Source organism: Neisseria sp. Ec49-e6-T10 (assembly GCF_051132615.1).
GTDB lineage: Bacteria > Pseudomonadota > Gammaproteobacteria > Burkholderiales > Neisseriaceae.
The window spans coordinates 1,231,565-1,247,708 of sequence record NZ_CP152375.1; the positions used below are offsets into that span (position 1 = coordinate 1,231,565).

Genomic DNA, 16,144 nt, shown 5'->3' on the forward strand with positions numbered 1-16,144 from the left:
TCAACATTTATTGGCCCAAGAACCCATCCGTTTTTTTTGATAAAATTCAATGACCTGCTTACCTGCTGCGGCGAACATGGCACCTGCCACCACCACAAGCGCACCAAGATAACCTAAAAAATTTAAAGCGGGAAAATCAAATGTATTTGGCCATAATAATGCAAAGATATCAGAGAACAACAAAGTAAATAATGGGGTTAATGTCACAATCGCACTGACTTGTGCCACCTTCCAACGATTCATGGCCTCTGCTAAAGCACCATAAGCAATTAAGGTATTGACCCCACAAAACAACAACAATAATAACTGTCCCCATGACAAATTAAGAATTTGGGCTGGGCTTGCAATAGGCAATAAAAATAACGTACACAAACAATACAATAACCACAAAATTTGCTGAGACTTTAACTTACGTAACAAAATTTTTTGCATCAAACCATACGCAACCCAAATAGTTGACCCACACACACCCAAAAAGACCCCAAAAGAATAGTCTGTTAAACGGGTAAAAATTTCAATCAATTGTCGATTAAAAAACAACAATAACCCCGAAATTAATATCACCATGCCAATAATCTGACTGCGTTGCAAACTTTCCTTAAATACAAAAGTGCTAAACAACATTAACAGTACAACCGAAATCTGCCCGATGACTTGAGAAACCGTTGGCGTCAAATACTGTAACGCGCTGGAGAAAAACAAAAAATTCCCCCCCAAACCAACAGTGGCAACAGCAAGCGCGATCAGAAATTTTTGATTTTTAAACAATTGCATATCGGGCATCTGATGCTTTGATTTTAAGATCAAAAATAAACCGATCGCCGAAATCATGAACCGATACCAAGATAAAGTAAAAGGATCCATTACCGGCAAAACCCGTTTTATGGCAATAGGTACCACGCCCCACATTACCGCCGTTACAATAGCCAACCAAAACCCAATATAGGCACTTTTCGCTGTGCTCATGATGCCTTCTAAATAAAGAGAATAAAATAGCCGTATATTATACGCTCGATTCACTCTGTTTAAATGTAAGCCATCAAAATAACTGACCTATTCACAACAAACATAATCCAAAAAATCAGGAAATATGAGCTAGCTCAAAAATCATACAATTTATACTCAACCACAAAACAGATAAGGCTAAAATAATAGCTCTGTTTTTAAAGAGCATTAAAAGTTGATCCAATTATGGATTGTTTTTTATTTAAGACAAGCACCTTGTTTTTTTAATAAACAACTGATTATAATAAAAAACACAATATAAATTAGCGATCTCTTTTCTATCTGTTTCACACAATGGGTCAGTAGATAAAAATGAGCACACATGAAATACCGGAACAACAATATGAGGTGACTCGATTGTGTATCCAATGCGCCTTACTGCTTTTACAGCATGGCGCAGAAACCGCCTTAGTTGAACAATTGTCAACAAGACTTGGGTTAGCATTAGAGATGGAAGGCGTCGAAAGTGCCATTTCAGCCAATGCAATTGTTCTGACCACTATTTACCAAGGTCATTGCCTCACCACCACTCGAAAAAGCCTTGATCGAGGAATCAACATGCATGTTGTCGCCGAAGTTCAACATATTGTGATTGGTGCTGAAAGGCATCAACTTACTTGGCAACAAGTTAAAGAACAACTGAACAAAATACAGCCTAACCGCTATCCAAACTGGCTGGTTATATTACTGGTTGGTGCATCATGTGCTTGCTTTTGCCGTTTAGCAGGCGGAGGTTTAGCAGAAGCATCGGTTACTTTTATTGCAGCGGCTGTCGCTATGTTTGTGCGTCAACGCTTAACGGCTATACACATTAACCCGATTATCAGTTTTGGCATTACCGCCTTTGTGGCCACTTTATTATGTGGTTTGATTATTCGTATTTTCCCGATTCCCAATCATGAAGTCGCCATGGCTTCCTGTATTTTACTATTGGTGCCAGGTTTCCCTTTAATTAATGCTATTTCTGATATGTTTAAAGGTCATGTCAACACAGGCATAGCCCGCTGGACGGTAGCCTCTCTCCTAGCGCTGACCACATGCATTGGGGTAGTCATTGCTTTATCCATACTGGGTATAAAAGGATGGGTGTAATGGACATATTATTCACACTTATTCACAATATGGTTTTAGCTGCCATTTCGGCAGTTGGTTTTGCATTAGTCTTTAATGTACCCGCCAAATTACTTAAATACTGTGCTTTTTTGGGTGCCATTGGACATGGAACCCGTTATTTGCTCATCACAAATGGCCTGATTATTGAATGGAGCACTCTATTGGCCTCGATGTTAATTGGCACACTGGCTATTCATTTTTCCAGAAAATTTGAAGCGCATCCTAAAGTTGTCAGTGTTGCCGCAGTGATTCCCATGATTCCTGGTGTGAGCGCTTATACAGCCATGATTTCATTGGTACAACTTTCTCACGTAGGCTATTCCCCAGAATTAATGGGTATTTTGGTTACTCATTTTTTAAAAGCCGCTTTTATTGTCTGTTCTTTATCACTTGGTTTATCCTTACCTGGAATTTGGATTTATCGACGTCGTCCCAGTGTATAATCACAGAATATACAAATAAAAACCAAAGGTAAAAAGATGTTACGTACCCTCATGAATGGCAAAATACACCGAGCAACTGTTACTGAAGCCAACTTAAATTATGTTGGCAGCATCACCATTGATGAAGCCATTTTAGAGCAAGTTGATATGCTCCCTAACGAACGGGTACAAATTGTCAACAACAATAATGGCGCACGACTTGAAACCTATATTATCTCAGGCGAACGAAACAGTGGCGTTATCTGTTTAAACGGCGCAGCAGCACGCCATGTTCAAGTAGGCGATATTATTATCATTATATCTTATGGGCTATTTAATGCAGAAGAAGCAAAAAATCATACTCCCAAAGTTGTTGTGTTAGATGCAAACAACCAAATTGAAGAGATTCTGTATCAGGAAAAAGCCTGTACAACACTTTAAAAAATCACTTTATTTATAGATCAAGACAAAATACGCTATCAAAGCGACAGATTAGTCATTCGGTTCAAAATATAAGCACTTTATATAAGTGACAATAAAACTGCTGTACACAAATAGTCATTTAACGTTACCATCAAAAAACTTTATTATTCACAGTTTCTTTTATGTCTATTAATAATCGCTACGGTACCGCACTGTCCATATACATTAACTATATTGTTCAGGGTGTTTGTTTAATCATCATTATTCAAAATATTGATGTATTGGCAACAGCATTGAATACAGATGCACAAGGTATTGGCTTTGTTGCATCAGGTTATGGTCTTGGTAAATTTTTAGTCATTTTTATTTCAGGCATATTATCAGACAAATTTGGCCGAAAACCCTTCGTTTTACTAGGTGTGTTCAGCTACATAGTTTTTTTACTGGGGATTTTAGCAAGCCCCAATATTGCCATAGCTTTTGCATTTGCCGTTATTGGCGGTATGGGGAATTCTTTTTTAGATACAGGCTCTTCTCCTGCCTTAATGGAATGTTTCCCTAAAACCCCAGGGACAGCAAATGTATTAATCAAAGCATTTATTTCATCAGGCAACTTTATTTTGCCATTTATGGTGAATTATTTCTTAAATAATGGCTATTGGTATGGTTGGACATTTATTATTTTTACCATTTTATTGGCAATCAATGCCTTTTTTATTTGCTTACAAAAATACCCAGCCACCCTTTCTTTAGGCGCAGACAAACATGTACAAGAACAATTGGCCCCCTATTTAATTGGCAAACCCAAAATGCATCTGGAAGGCATTTGTTTGATCTTGATGGGCTTCACTACTACCGCCACTTTTTTAATCATTGCTCAATGGATACCCAAAATTGCCATGCAAACCATTGGCATGGATCCTACAGCTGCTCGCGAGCTGGTCAGCTTATATAGTGTAGGCTCTTTATTATCTGTATTTGTGACCGCATTTTTGGTTCAAAAACTGGTCAAACCAGTGACTTTCTTAATTGTTTACCCAATGATCTCAAGTATACTCCTGTGTGCTTTTTTACTATTCCAAACTGACTTGATGTGCAAAATTCTTGCTTTTGGCATGGGATTTTCTGCTGCTGGAGGCGTATTACAACTGGCCTTTATTACCATGGCACAATTATTTCCCAAAAGAAAAGGTTCCGTTTTAGGTATTGTCTACACCATGGTGGCTTTAGCTGTATTTATTGTGCCGATTATTGTGCCAACTCTGGCAAAAATCAACATCAATTATGTTGTCGCATTCAATCTAAGTACAGCTTTAGCATGTGTTGTGCTGGCCTTAATCATCAATATTCGTTTTCGTAAAACCGTTAATATGCGCTTATTATAAATAAAATAAACCACATCATCCTCCTTTATCTTAAACAGCAAAGCGTTTAAGTTGAAACAAACATGTGTACAAATGCATAAAATTATTTTACCATAAATGCCCTTTTGTCATTTTCTTCTGTATATAAACTACCATTATGGATCGCCCACAAATAGAAATAGACTTAGAAGTTCAACAACAGCAACGCTGGTTGCGTGAACAAGAAGAGCAGCAGCGTATTGCTCAAAAGCTGCCTGAGGCTACTGAAGAGGTGCAACAAAAGTTACAACAAGATAACCCTCTTAAAGATTATCCCCCTGAACACCAAAAACAATTAACCGATGCCTTAGCTGTAGAAGTTGCTCGTAGCCCAACAGGACAAAAGATAGAAGGTAAGATCACCATCAGCAATGGCAGTTTGCTTGCCCATTTAGACAAAGACCTTCCAGTTCATATTGATATTCAAAAAGTACTGGCACAACATCAGCCAGAATTGCCTGAGGGGCAACAAAAAAATATTAATCCAGAACGACAAAAGCAGATTGATGAATTATTGGGGCTATTTAACCTAGACAAACAGCTGAAAGATCACTTGAGTCCCAAACAACAGGCTCTGTTAAAAGATGCAATGGCCAAACAGATTCATCAATATGCAGGTGATCCACCACAATTGAAGATTTTAAGTTACGATGACAAAAAACAAGATTTATACTTTGTTACTCAACGTAATGAACAGCAGCATATTTATCCCAATCAGTACCTAGAACAATTTAAAGAAGAATTACAAGCAGAACGTCCGCCCTTATATAAAGAGCGAGAAAACCAGATTACCCAGCTATTACGTCAAAATCATGCAATAGATGATAAGATAACCGCCCAATTTTCAGAAAAAGATTTTCCTTATTTAGCCAATGCAGTGGGTAAAAGTGTTCACCAACATACAGGCACTCCTCCAGTAATCAATCATCTTGAAGTAACTGGAGAGCAAATTAAAATAGAGTTGACAGATGGTTATCGCTTAACACTAGACCCACAAGCCATATTAGAAGGTAAAAGTGTTGAAGAGTATTTTCAAAAAGAACGCCTCCCCGTTATTGCACAAAGAGGCGAAACAGGAGAAAGCCTAGGGCGTAAGCTTGATCCAGAGAACCCCAAAGCCGCCTATGGTTATTTACTGGCGACAGAGCAGATAAAACTCATCAGGGGTGATGATGGTCATGCCATTCCCAATATCAGACCCGACAAAGCCTACCATTACGACCCAAATCAATATGATCACAAGATGGTGCAGAGTTATATAAAGTTGTTGATGGAAAGGAAGTATTAGTTGCTACATTTAGCGAGTCTAAAGGTAGGTTTATTCCAAAGTAAAATTAGGAACGGTTATGATGAGGAATGCAATTTATACCATTTATAATGGAACAGAATATAGAATTTTTCGTAACAGGTATGGTAAATATATTTTGGTTTCACATGATAAAAAAGATGAGTCTAAAGGATTTATTAAAGAAGATGAACAAGATGAGATTTATTTGAAGGAGGTTACTTCATCTGAAGTTGGAGAGGTCTATGATATAAGCCCATATGCTATATATAAAGGTCATCGTTTTGGTATTAACTCAGAAAATGAGACAGACTATTATCTAGGAACAGGAGATACAGCTTTAGCTAAAGCTTTAGGTTTTGAAATGATAGATAGGGAAGTTTATAGAAAATGGGTACCTAAAAAAGATATGGAAAAAGTGTATGAAGTAAAAACACCTATGCCTAATTTTTTTAAGTGATGATTTTTGTAACTTAAACATGCAGGCAACATCTTTGATTTAAACTTTAAAATGAAGGTAGAGCCACCCAAAAGCGCCTTTGCCCAGCAGCCACAGTTAAATACACCCACACAAATAACACCTAAAGTAATCATACACCCATTGGCACAACCGACACCAATGAGCAAAATCAAAGCAGCAGAACACACTTTAGTTGAAATCAGCAAAGATGCTTTGAATAAAGGAGAAGAGGAATTAGTTGGTAAGTATGATGCAGATATGAAATGGTTTATTCCTGAAAAAAAATAAAGGTATAAGTTATGATAAGAAATAATATTTATATGTTATATAGGGGCGAAGAGTATCGCATTGGAAAATATACAAAAGATACAGTTAATTTAATCAGTACAAATGCTGTAGATGAACAAAATGGATTTGAGCATTTTTCAATTGATCCTAATTTGTACCGTAAAACTATTTCTGTTGCAGAAATTGGTGATGTATTTTCAATTCATACCTATGCTATATACAAAGGGCAAAAATGTTCCGTTGAAGGAGAGGATACTGAGCATTATTTCTTAAGAGTAGAACAAAGGTCAATTGCAGATAAGTTAAATTTTGATATTCGAGATAGAGATGATTTTGTAAAAACAGTAGCGAAACAGGATGTAGAAAAAATTTTTGAGGAAAAAAAACTCAAAGAAAATTATTTTAAGTAGTTAAATTTGTATTATTTCAAATGCAAAAAAATTTATTTTTCTTTTCTATTAAAGAATTTATAGTGAATAAAACCTCTATAAAGACTATCAATAATTATGCAAAATTTGTAATTGTAAAAGATTGTTTTGTAATCAGATTCAAAATAGAAAATCTTTAAGTTGCAAACATTCAGATGGCAAGATATTTGAAGAAAAAACTCCTATGCCAAATTATTTTAAATAGTAATTAAATGGACATATAAATGATTAGAAATGGTACATACACAACATATATGGGGAAAGAGTATAAGATTGGAGAAACTATTCTTGAAAATGAACCAATAAAGTATTGGATTAAGTCAATGGATCCAAAGGAGCTAGAGAATGGTTTTTATTTGTACGAAAGACCGAAAACAATGATAATTAAAGGTGTGGAGTATGAACTGCCTCCAAGAGAAAAAGGCTCACCTAATGTTTATTTAAAAGAAATTGATCCTTCAGAAATAAATGAAGTATATGACATAAGCCCATATGCTATATATAAAGGTCATCGTTTTGGTATTAACTCAGAAAATGAGACAGATTATTACTTAGGAACTGGAGATACAGCTTTAGCTAAAGCTTTAGGTTTTGAAATGATAGATAGGGAAGTTTATAGGAAATGGGTACCTAAAGAAGATATGGAAAAAGTGTATGAAGTAAAAACACCTATGCCTAATTTTTTTAAGTGATGATTTTTATAACTTAAACATGTAGACAATATCCTTGATTTAAGCTTTAAAATGAAGGTAGAGCCCCCTAAGTAAGCTTAATTAAAGACAGCAAAGCTGAAACAGTAAGCATTATGACGATATTAGAGGCAAATTTTAATATGGGAATAAAAAGTAGTGCCCAATTAGCCACACGCGATATATATATAGATTATGATCTAGAGGAAGTTATGTTTAGATGGGATTTTTCGAAAAAACAAGCATATAGAAAATTTTATAATGAGCAAGAAGAAAGTTTAGTTCCTATAAATAATAAACTATATAACGAAGTTTTATTATTTGGAGATGAAATTTCTAAAGAGCAATATGAGCAAGGTAAATAAGTATTATTTAGTATAGGTATAAAAATGCAAGAAAAACCGATAGAAGTAGCATTACAGCTTGCTCTAGATGCACATAAAGGCCAAGTGGATAAAGGTGGGCAGGCTTATATTTTGCACCCATTACGTTTAATGATGCGCTTTTCTGATGAAACAATGCAAATTATTTCATTACTACATGATGTTGTAGAAGATTCTGATATCACCTTAGAACAAATAGCACAACTTGGATTTGATCAAACAATAATAGATGCATTAAATGTATTAACAAAAAAAGAACAAGAACCATACGAACAATTTATTCAACGGGTCAGTACAAATCGTTTGGCTATTCAAGTAAAAATAGCGGATTTAAAAGACAATTTAAATATTGCAAGAATACCCCATGAACTCACTCAAAAAGACTTACTACGATTAAATAAATACCATTGCGCTTTAATGTATTTATTATCTCTATAGAATGACCATTATGACAGAATATTCAAATAATCATTTTAATCGTTTTACAGCCAAATCGAATAAACCTTCGTTTTTGCGTGGTTTTGGTTCTTTTATTGATTTATATTTAGATTATGTTGAGTTTGATTTGATACCCAATACCATATTCAATAAACAAACGACCATTAACATCGCAAAGTTTCCCCAACACAAACGTTCAGACAAATTAATTGAAAAAGCACGAAGCATCGGTTTAGAGGTATATTGCATCTATTTTTCTGAGCGTATTTATCATCAATGGAAAAAACGACAAAAGGTTGAAGCAAAAGCAGGATATGAACATTGGGTTGAATCAGTTTTTTTTGAGCTTCTAACCGCGGATGGGCCTCATTTATATGACAAAGAGAATGACAAAATACTTTACTGCTAACAGTTCATTTTATTTTTTATCAATTCAGGGACACACACAGGGTTGATTGCCAAAACACCTATTTAGTCTAGTAGCCCAAAACAGAGCAAAACCTTTGCTAATAAGGGCACGGGTGTCATTACTGCTTTGCAGGAGTGGGATATTGTTTATAAGTGCAGCCTGCTATCATTTCATCCTGAACATTCATAACAACCCTTTACAAGATTGGATAAATTCACTCAATATCCCACCCCAAAAAATAGACTTTTTGTCCAACAAAAACAATAAAATAGCAAAATTTCACTTTTATTAAACATAAATAATACAAATTATCTAATTGAACACACAAATCACTTGACGCACCCCATCCGCTTGCGCTATTTTTATCCACTCTCTTCAATGAAGTTCTAAAAGAGAACCCTTAAATTACCATTGTAAATGTTTGTACTTTTTTGCTGTTGTCACACTTATTGAATTCGCGTACCCGAAATCGTTGTTTCAATAAGCTGTGTTACAGACACACCGACAAAGTAATCTGGTGCCATTTACCTTGTGTTTACGAAAAAAGAGGTTTTATATGCAAATATCAGGTGCACAAATCCTTGTGCAATGTCTTCAAGCAGAAGGCGTAAAACATATTTTTGGTTACCCCGGTGGGGCCGTTCTAGAAATTTACGACGCGATATTCAAACAAGATCAATTTCAACATATTCTGGTTCGCCATGAACAAGCGGCTGTACATGCAGCAGATGCTTACTCTCGTTGTAGTAATGAAGTAGGTGTGGCACTTGTCACATCAGGTCCTGGTGCGACCAATGCCGTAACAGGTGTGGCAACAGCCTATTCTGATTCCATTCCATTGGTGATTATCTCTGGACAAGTAGCGACTCCCGCTATTGGTTCAGATGCATTCCAAGAAGTGGATATGGTTGGGATTACACGCCCTTGTGTGAAACACAATTTTTTAGTCACTGATGTAAAAGATTTAGCATCAACCATTAAAAAAGCGTTTCACATCGCCAAAAGCGGACGCCCTGGCCCTGTTGTGATTGATGTACCAAAGGATGTCACTCAGGCATTAACCAAGTTTCATTACCCTGAGGATGTTCATATTCGCTCGTATCAGCCCTCTAGCAAAGGCCATACAGGGCAAATTAAAAAAGCATTGCAACTGCTTAACAGCGCCAAACGTCCTATGGTTTATTTTGGCGGTGGGGTTGTTTTGGGTAACGCAAGCGAAGAATTAAAAGAATTTGTACAACTATTAGGTGTTCCTTGCACAGGAACATTAATGGGGTTAGGTGCTTACCCTTCTGAGCACAAACAGTTTTTAGGTATGCTTGGAATGCATGGCACTTACGAAGCCAATCTAGCCACACAAAATTGTGATGTGTTGGTTGCTGTGGGTGCACGTTTTGATGATCGTGTGGTGTCTGTCCCCAGCAAATTCTATGCAAATGGTAAAAAAATCATTCATATAGATATTGATCCTTCAAGTATTTCCAAACGAGTTAAAGCAGATATCCCTATTGTGGGTGATGTAAAGAGTGTCTTGCATGATTTAATCGATGGGTGGAAAAAAGATAATCTTCAATTAAATACAGCTGCATTAGAAAAATGGTGGAAACAAATTGAAGGCTGGCGCACTCAAAACTGCCTGTATTTTGACCAAGATGAAGACGTGATCAAACCGCAATTCGTGGTTCAAACTTTAGCTAAAGTCACACAAAACAATGCCATCATCACATCTGATGTTGGTCAGCACCAAATGTTTGCAGCTCAGTACTATCCTTTTAACCGCCCTCGTCAGTGGTTAAATTCGGGAGGATTAGGCACAATGGGGGTAGGTCTACCTTATGCTATGGGTGCCAAACTAGCCATGCCAGAGGCAACAGTTGCGTGTATTACTGGTGAAGGTTCTATTCAAATGAATATTCAAGAGCTTTCTACCTGTAATCAATATGGCATCCCTGTAAAAATCATTAACTTAAATAATCGTTACTTAGGGATGGTGCGCCAGTGGCAGGAAATGTATTACGGCAACCGCTATTCTCAATCTTATATGGATTCATTACCTGACTTTGTCAAATTAGCCGAAGCCTATGGACATGTTGGCATGAGAATTGAAAAACCTTCTGAGGTAGAACCTGCGTTAATTGAAGCGTTTAAATTAAAAGATCGTCTGGTCTTTATGGATTTCATTACCGACCGCTCTCAAAACGTATTCCCTATGGTAGGCAATGGTAAGGGCTTAGATGAGATGGATTTACCACCTCATATGAGTGACACAACTACCGAAGACGAACGCAGCCGTGATTACGGCAATTTACCCTGAGAAGGAGCCCAAAATGAGACACATTCTTTCTGTCTTATTAGAAAATGAATCTGGTGCACTTTCTCGTGTGGTAGGTTTATTTTCTGCCCGTGGTTACAACATTGATTCCTTAAGTGTTGCAGCTACAGAAGACATTACTTTGTCACGTATGACCATCGTCACCACCAGTTCAGAGACGCAAATTGAGCAAATCACCAAACAATTGAATAAATTAGTTGAAGTGGTTAAAGTGATTGACTTAAACGAAGCAAAATTTGTCGAACGTGAATTGATGCTGGTAAAAGTACGGGCTGTTGGTAAAGACCGTGATGAAATTTTACGTTTGGTTGAAATTTATCGTGGCAATATTGTGGATGTCAGCCAAAAAACATACACCATAGAAATAACTGGTGCCACAGAAAAATTAGATGCATTTTTAGAAACACTAGACAGTAGTCTGATTTTAGAAACCGTTCGAACAGGTGCTGCTGGTATTGGACGTGGTGAACGGACACTTCGAATTTAACCCCCCAATTTAAACCATGTCATCTCAATGACAATGGGCATTTTATTACTTAAAAAAGGAAACACAATGAAAGTTTATTATGACAAAGACGCTGATCTTTCTCTAATCAAAGGTACTAAAGTAGCCATTATTGGCTATGGTTCACAAGGCCACGCGCATGCAGCGAACTTGAAAGACTCTGGTGTCAATGTCACCATTGGTTTACGTAAAGGCGCCTCTTGGGATAAAGCTGTCGCAGCTGGTCATCAAGTTCATACTGTTGCTGATGCAACTAAAAATGCTGATTTTGTGATGATTTTATTGCCTGACGAAAACCAACCAGACGTTTATTACGCAGAAATTGAACCTAACCTAAAACAAGGGGCTGTATTGGCGTTTGCCCACGGCTTTAATGTACATTACAACCAAATCGTTCCTCGTCAAGATTTAGATGTTGTGATGGTTGCCCCTAAAGGCCCAGGCCATACTGTACGTAGTGAATTCCTAAAAGGCGGCGGTGTACCAACACTGATTGCTGTATATCAAGATCAATCTGGCAAAGCAAAAGACATGGCTTTATCTTATGCAATGGCCAATGGCGGCACCAAAGGTGGTGTTATTGAAACCAATTTCCGAGAAGAAACTGAAACAGACCTTTTTGGTGAACAAGCGGTATTGTGTGGTGGTGCAGTTGAACTGGTTAAAGCAGGTTTTGAAACATTGGTTGAAGCAGGTTACGCTCCTGAAATGGCTTATTTTGAGTGTCTACATGAGCTAAAACTGATCGTTGACTTAATGTACGAAGGCGGCATTGCCAATATGAACTATTCTATTTCAAACAATGCAGAGTTTGGTGAATACGTGACAGGCCCAGAAGTGGTTACCCCAGAAACCAAAAAAGCCATGAAAAACGCATTAACCCGCATTCAAAATGGGGATTATGCCAAAATGTTTATCTTAGAAGGTAAAACCAATTACCCTTCAATGACAGCGCGTCGTCGTCTGAACTCAGAGCATCCAATTGAAGTGGTTGGCAATAAACTTCGTGCAATGATGCCTTGGATTTCTAAAAACAAATTAGTCGATCAAGATAAAAACTAATTGATGATCAATTGTTTCTCAATAAAAAAGGCATCTTTCGATGCCTTTTTTATCTTATCTGCCTGCTGCTTCTTGCATTTGCTGAATCCGAGTCATCATTTCTTGTAAATCAAATACCCCTAATGCCACAAAAATACCCAAAACAAACATCATGATAATAGAGAATACCAAGAAATAAACCAAATAACTAATCAGCACCTTCCATAAAGACGCGCCACTGAGAATAGACAGGCCAAATATTTGTACCCAAAAACGCCAGCTGACTAAAAAGAAACTCAACGCATTGTTTACATCAGCAGACAGAAAAATAAACAGCAAAGACGGTAAAATAAGTGCTTCTGTCACCAAAATAAAATTTAATGTTGGTAATTTCGGAGCCCCCCAAAAACGCGGTAAGGTTATATTCATGGTTGCACTTAATACAAGCCAACTGACCAAATCCACTATAATACAAAACACCAAAATAGGGGCGCCTTTACCTAATAACATATAAGTTGTGGCATAACGTATCACCCCCAACGCACTAATCACGCCAATCATAGTTGTCCAATGATAGCGATAATGCGTTAAAGGCTGAAAACGCAGCAAAAACAGATTCAAACAATCTTTAAAAAAATTCCACATTCACATTAACCAATAGTCTTATAAAGAATCAAATAATAAATATTCTTTGATGATTAAATACCTCTAATCATCAAACCTTCATCATGTAACTGTGCAGCTGCCAGAGTATTTTCCAATAAGGTGACAATTGTCATTGGCCCAACCCCTCCTGGCACAGGTGTAATAAAGCTGGCTCGCTCTTTTGCCACTTCAAATTCAACATCACCCGTTAATTTCCCTGATTCTGAACGATTAATCCCAACATCAATCACAACTGCACCGGGTTTAATCCATTCTCCTTTAACAAAAGCAGGTTTACCGACACCAACAACCAAAACATCAGCTAACCCGACCTCTTTTGGTAAATCAACCGTTGCTGAATGACAAATAGTCACTGTTGCTTTAGCCAATAACATTTCTAAAGCTTGAGGACGACCAACAATATTAGAAGCCCCCACTATCACCACTTTTTTACCCTTAACATCAATTTGATAATGCTCAAGCAACGTCATGATTCCTTTAGGGGTACAAGGACGCAACACAGGGATTTTTTCAACCAAACGTCCCATATTATAAGGATGAAAACCATCTACATCTTTATCTGGATGAATATGCTCCAAAACATATTGACTATCAATATGTTTTGGTAATGGAAATTGCACTAAAATACCATCTACTTCAGAATCTTGATTCAACTGATCAATCAGATCCAATAAATTTTCTTGAGTGGTGTGTTCTGGTAACTCGTATGATAAAGATCGAATACCTGCTTTTTCACATCCCAACTTCTTATTGCGCACATACACAGCACTTGCAGGATCATGCCCCACAACAATTACAGCCAAAGAGGGGGCTCTTTTTCCTTGTTGTTGTCTTTCCAATACTTTTTGGTGAACCAGTGCAACCCGAGATTGCGCAACTGCTTTACCATCAATAATCTGTGCACTCATAGCTTTGTATCACATCTTCCAAGAATAATGAAAAAGAGTCTATTCTCTCATTTTTTGACATAATGTGCATCAAACAATCTTCATCATGCATCACAACGTTTTCAAACAACAAAAAATGAAGCACCTATTTTTCTTATTGTGTTATTTCTGAAAAATCTAAGTCACACCATGATGAAACCAAAACTACACAGTTATCTGGCAGATCATGTATAAAGCACCTATTAATCATGTTATCTAAACAAACAATCTGCTAAACTACTACTGTACAAGAGTAAATCAGACAGTCGCCGCATGCATCAAGCATGGGGAGGAAAGTCCGGGCTCCATAGAGCAAAATGCCAGCTAACGGCTGGGCGTTGAAAGGCGACGGAAAGTGGAACAGAAAGCAAAACCGCCGATGACGTATTATACGAACAGGTAAGGGTGAAAAGGTGTGGTAAGAGCACACCGCACAACTGGTAACAGCTTGTGGCAGGCTAAACCCCATTTGGAGCAAGACCAAACAGAAAGCCATGGTGCTGCTCGTACCGCTTTCGGGTAGGTTGCTTGACCGTGTGAGTAATCACAAGGCTAGATGAATGACTGTCCAACGACAGAACCCGGCTTATCGATTTACTCTTGTACACACTATGACAACAATACAGCTTAAGGGATAAACCAACATGTTCAAAAAAACAGATGATGTCCGAATAAAAGAAACGCAGGAACTTTTACCCCCTATCGCTCATCTTTACGAGCTACCTATTAGTGAGCATGCTGCAGATCTGGTTTATCAAACACGCGAGCAAATCAGCAAACAAATCCATGGAGAAGATAACCGCCTTTTAGTCATCATAGGCCCTTGCTCTATTCACGACACTAATGCTGCACTCGAATATGCAAAAAAACTATTGGTATTGCGCCAAAAATATGAAAGAGAACTGTTGATTGTCATGCGTGTGTATTTTGAAAAACCACGCACAACCATTGGTTGGAAAGGTTTAATCAACGATCCACATCTTGATAACAGCTTTGATATTAATGCAGGTTTGCGACGTGCTCGTAAATTATTGTTGGATCTAAACAATATGGATATGCCTGCCTCTACCGAATTTTTAGACATGATTACCCCACAATATATTGCTGATTTAATCAGTTGGGGCGCAATTGGTGCGCGCACAACAGAAAGCCAAGTACACCGAGAATTGGCTTCTGGATTATCATGCCCAATCGGTTTTAAAAATGGCACCGATGGTAATTTAAAAATTGCCATTGATGCTATTGGTTCTGCCAGTCACCCACACCACTTTTTATCTGTCACCAAAAGTGGACATTCTGCTATTGTTGCCACAGGTGGCAACCCTGATTGTCATGTGATTTTACGCGGCGGAAAAGAACCAAACTACAGTGCGGAACATATTACTAAAGCAATAGCCGATTTAGAAAAAGCCAAACTGCCTCAAAAGGTCATGATTGACTTTAGCCATGCCAATAGTAATAAAGAATTTAAACGTCAAATGGATGTGGCACAGGATGTCGCCAATCAAATCAAAAATGGCGACCATGCGATCTTTGGGGTTATGGTAGAAAGTCATTTAGTTGAAGGCCGTCAAGATCAAAAAGATGGTGAGCCATTAACATATGGACAAAGCATTACAGATGCTTGTATTGGTTGGGAAGACACCGAAAAACTGTTGGCACTTTTAGCAGATGCAGTCAAAATCCGTATAAAATAAATGAAATGTCTTTCATCACACCGCTGGTCACCATTAAATATGACCGGCGGTGTTTTTCATTCTTACTGTTTAACAAAATACCTGATCTACAATGACACATTATGTTTCATGACCCTCATTAAACCGTACAACAGCTTGATATTTATCTAATGCTTAGCTTTCACAATCATCGTGCTTTAATTGTTGCTCTGTTATAATCAATCATATTATTTATTGATCTATATAAAGCGA

At 37.4% G+C, this 16,144-nt stretch carries 19 protein-coding genes and 1 other RNA gene; 17 read left to right on the plus strand and 3 right to left on the minus strand.

Annotated features, from left to right (window positions below; translation table 11 throughout):
- Positions 1 to 966, minus strand: a complete 966-nt coding sequence (locus AADH04_RS06560; RefSeq protein ID WP_434779439.1) for a DMT family transporter — start codon at positions 964 to 966, stop codon at positions 1 to 3.
- Between the two features lie 351 nt (positions 967 to 1,317).
- Here AADH04_RS06560 and AADH04_RS06565 point away from each other — a divergent pair, with 351 nt between their 5' ends.
- From AADH04_RS06565 to ilvC, 15 genes are all read left to right on the plus strand, one after another.
- Positions 1,318 to 2,097, plus strand: a complete 780-nt coding sequence (locus AADH04_RS06565; protein WP_434779440.1) for a threonine/serine ThrE exporter family protein — start codon at positions 1,318 to 1,320, stop codon at positions 2,095 to 2,097.
- Entirely contained in the window at positions 2,097 to 2,561 is a 465-nt protein-coding gene (locus AADH04_RS06570) for a threonine/serine exporter family protein (RefSeq protein ID WP_434779441.1), read from the plus strand. Before AADH04_RS06565 ends, AADH04_RS06570 begins: the two co-directional genes overlap by 1 nt.
- Positions 2,562 to 2,597: 36 nt before the next feature.
- A complete protein-coding gene (gene panD / locus AADH04_RS06575; RefSeq protein ID WP_434779442.1) occupies positions 2,598 to 2,981 on the plus strand; it encodes an aspartate 1-decarboxylase in 384 nt (127 codons plus the stop codon).
- A 164-nt stretch (positions 2,982 to 3,145) separates the two neighbouring features.
- On the plus strand, positions 3,146 to 4,348 hold the full coding sequence (locus AADH04_RS06580) for an MFS transporter (RefSeq protein WP_434779443.1): 1,203 nt from the start codon (positions 3,146 to 3,148) through the stop codon (positions 4,346 to 4,348).
- A gap of 136 nt (positions 4,349 to 4,484) precedes the next feature.
- On the plus strand, positions 4,485 to 5,654 hold the full coding sequence (locus AADH04_RS06585) for a hypothetical protein (protein ID WP_434779444.1): 1,170 nt from the start codon (positions 4,485 to 4,487) through the stop codon (positions 5,652 to 5,654).
- A gap of 58 nt (positions 5,655 to 5,712) precedes the next feature.
- Entirely contained in the window at positions 5,713 to 6,111 is a 399-nt protein-coding gene (locus tag AADH04_RS06590; protein WP_434779445.1) for a hypothetical protein, read from the plus strand.
- A 51-nt stretch (positions 6,112 to 6,162) separates the two neighbouring features.
- On the plus strand, positions 6,163 to 6,399 hold the full coding sequence (locus AADH04_RS06595; RefSeq protein ID WP_434779446.1) for a hypothetical protein: 237 nt from the start codon (positions 6,163 to 6,165) through the stop codon (positions 6,397 to 6,399).
- Positions 6,400 to 6,410: 11 nt separating this feature from the next.
- Entirely contained in the window at positions 6,411 to 6,809 is a 399-nt protein-coding gene (locus AADH04_RS06600) for a hypothetical protein (RefSeq protein WP_434779447.1), read from the plus strand.
- A gap of 242 nt (positions 6,810 to 7,051) precedes the next feature.
- Positions 7,052 to 7,519 (plus strand): hypothetical protein, encoded by a 468-nt coding sequence (locus AADH04_RS06605; RefSeq protein WP_434779448.1) that lies wholly within the window; start codon positions 7,052 to 7,054, stop codon positions 7,517 to 7,519.
- Positions 7,520 to 7,632: 113 nt separating this feature from the next.
- On the plus strand, positions 7,633 to 7,881 hold the full coding sequence (locus AADH04_RS06610) for a hypothetical protein (RefSeq protein WP_434779449.1): 249 nt from the start codon (positions 7,633 to 7,635) through the stop codon (positions 7,879 to 7,881).
- A 24-nt stretch (positions 7,882 to 7,905) separates the two neighbouring features.
- The gene (locus tag AADH04_RS06615; RefSeq protein ID WP_434779450.1) at positions 7,906 to 8,337 is read left to right on the plus strand and encodes a hypothetical protein; all 432 of its coding nucleotides are present in this window, start codon (positions 7,906 to 7,908) and stop codon (positions 8,335 to 8,337) included.
- Positions 8,338 to 8,347: 10 nt separating this feature from the next.
- Positions 8,348 to 8,746 (plus strand): hypothetical protein, encoded by a 399-nt coding sequence (locus tag AADH04_RS06620; protein ID WP_434779451.1) that lies wholly within the window; start codon positions 8,348 to 8,350, stop codon positions 8,744 to 8,746.
- 556 nt (positions 8,747 to 9,302) lie between these two features.
- Entirely contained in the window at positions 9,303 to 11,060 is a 1,758-nt protein-coding gene (gene ilvB, locus AADH04_RS06625) for a biosynthetic-type acetolactate synthase large subunit (protein ID WP_434779452.1), read from the plus strand.
- Positions 11,061 to 11,073: 13 nt separating this feature from the next.
- Positions 11,074 to 11,565 (plus strand): acetolactate synthase small subunit, encoded by a 492-nt coding sequence (ilvN, locus tag AADH04_RS06630; RefSeq protein WP_434779453.1) that lies wholly within the window; start codon positions 11,074 to 11,076, stop codon positions 11,563 to 11,565.
- 66 nt (positions 11,566 to 11,631) lie between these two features.
- Entirely contained in the window at positions 11,632 to 12,645 is a 1,014-nt protein-coding gene (gene ilvC / locus AADH04_RS06635) for a ketol-acid reductoisomerase (RefSeq protein WP_434779454.1), read from the plus strand.
- Positions 12,646 to 12,699: 54 nt separating this feature from the next.
- On the opposite strand, the gene AADH04_RS06640 is transcribed toward ilvC, so the two are convergent.
- Both AADH04_RS06640 and folD read right to left on the minus strand, forming a co-directional pair.
- On the minus strand, positions 12,700 to 13,269 hold the full coding sequence (locus AADH04_RS06640; RefSeq protein WP_434779455.1) for a hypothetical protein: 570 nt from the start codon (positions 13,267 to 13,269) through the stop codon (positions 12,700 to 12,702).
- Positions 13,270 to 13,322: 53 nt separating this feature from the next.
- The gene (gene folD / locus AADH04_RS06645; RefSeq protein ID WP_434779456.1) at positions 13,323 to 14,198 is read right to left on the minus strand and encodes a bifunctional methylenetetrahydrofolate dehydrogenase/methenyltetrahydrofolate cyclohydrolase FolD; all 876 of its coding nucleotides are present in this window, start codon (positions 14,196 to 14,198) and stop codon (positions 13,323 to 13,325) included.
- A gap of 268 nt (positions 14,199 to 14,466) precedes the next feature.
- Here folD and rnpB point away from each other — a divergent pair.
- An RNA gene (gene rnpB, locus AADH04_RS06650) (RNase P RNA component class A) lies at positions 14,467 to 14,821 on the plus strand.
- A 39-nt stretch (positions 14,822 to 14,860) separates the two neighbouring features.
- Positions 14,861 to 15,913, plus strand: coding sequence for a 3-deoxy-7-phosphoheptulonate synthase AroG (aroG, locus tag AADH04_RS06655; RefSeq protein ID WP_434779457.1), 1,053 nt, complete (start codon positions 14,861 to 14,863; stop codon positions 15,911 to 15,913).
- Positions 15,914 to 16,144: the final 231 nt, after the last annotated feature.

Bases quoted from the DNA above. Each gene is read 5' to 3' on its own strand.
- AADH04_RS06615 (WP_434779450.1), top strand. From the start codon at position 7,906: ATGCAAGAAAAACCGATAGAAGTAGCATTACAGCTTGCTCTAGATGCA.
- AADH04_RS06595 (WP_434779446.1), top strand. From the start codon at position 6,163: ATGAAGGTAGAGCCACCCAAAAGCGCCTTTGCCCAGCAGCCACAGTTA.
- AADH04_RS06610 (WP_434779449.1), top strand. From the start codon at position 7,633: ATGACGATATTAGAGGCAAATTTTAATATGGGAATAAAAAGTAGTGCC.
- ilvN (WP_434779453.1), top strand. From the start codon at position 11,074: ATGAGACACATTCTTTCTGTCTTATTAGAAAATGAATCTGGTGCACTT.
- AADH04_RS06560 (WP_434779439.1), bottom strand. From the start codon at position 966: ATGAGCACAGCGAAAAGTGCCTATATTGGGTTTTGGTTGGCTATTGTA.
- AADH04_RS06585 (WP_434779444.1), top strand. From the start codon at position 4,485: ATGGATCGCCCACAAATAGAAATAGACTTAGAAGTTCAACAACAGCAA.
- AADH04_RS06620 (WP_434779451.1), top strand. From the start codon at position 8,348: ATGACAGAATATTCAAATAATCATTTTAATCGTTTTACAGCCAAATCG.
- AADH04_RS06640 (WP_434779455.1), bottom strand. From the start codon at position 13,269: ATGTGGAATTTTTTTAAAGATTGTTTGAATCTGTTTTTGCTGCGTTTT.
- panD (WP_434779442.1), top strand. From the start codon at position 2,598: ATGTTACGTACCCTCATGAATGGCAAAATACACCGAGCAACTGTTACT.
- aroG (WP_434779457.1), top strand. From the start codon at position 14,861: ATGTTCAAAAAAACAGATGATGTCCGAATAAAAGAAACGCAGGAACTT.
- AADH04_RS06605 (WP_434779448.1), top strand. From the start codon at position 7,052: ATGATTAGAAATGGTACATACACAACATATATGGGGAAAGAGTATAAG.
- AADH04_RS06570 (WP_434779441.1), top strand. From the start codon at position 2,097: ATGGACATATTATTCACACTTATTCACAATATGGTTTTAGCTGCCATT.
- ilvB (WP_434779452.1), top strand. From the start codon at position 9,303: ATGCAAATATCAGGTGCACAAATCCTTGTGCAATGTCTTCAAGCAGAA.
- AADH04_RS06580 (WP_434779443.1), top strand. From the start codon at position 3,146: ATGTCTATTAATAATCGCTACGGTACCGCACTGTCCATATACATTAAC.
- AADH04_RS06590 (WP_434779445.1), top strand. From the start codon at position 5,713: ATGATGAGGAATGCAATTTATACCATTTATAATGGAACAGAATATAGA.
- AADH04_RS06600 (WP_434779447.1), top strand. From the start codon at position 6,411: ATGATAAGAAATAATATTTATATGTTATATAGGGGCGAAGAGTATCGC.
- folD (WP_434779456.1), bottom strand. From the start codon at position 14,198: ATGAGTGCACAGATTATTGATGGTAAAGCAGTTGCGCAATCTCGGGTT.
- ilvC (WP_434779454.1), top strand. From the start codon at position 11,632: ATGAAAGTTTATTATGACAAAGACGCTGATCTTTCTCTAATCAAAGGT.
- AADH04_RS06565 (WP_434779440.1), top strand. From the start codon at position 1,318: ATGAGCACACATGAAATACCGGAACAACAATATGAGGTGACTCGATTG.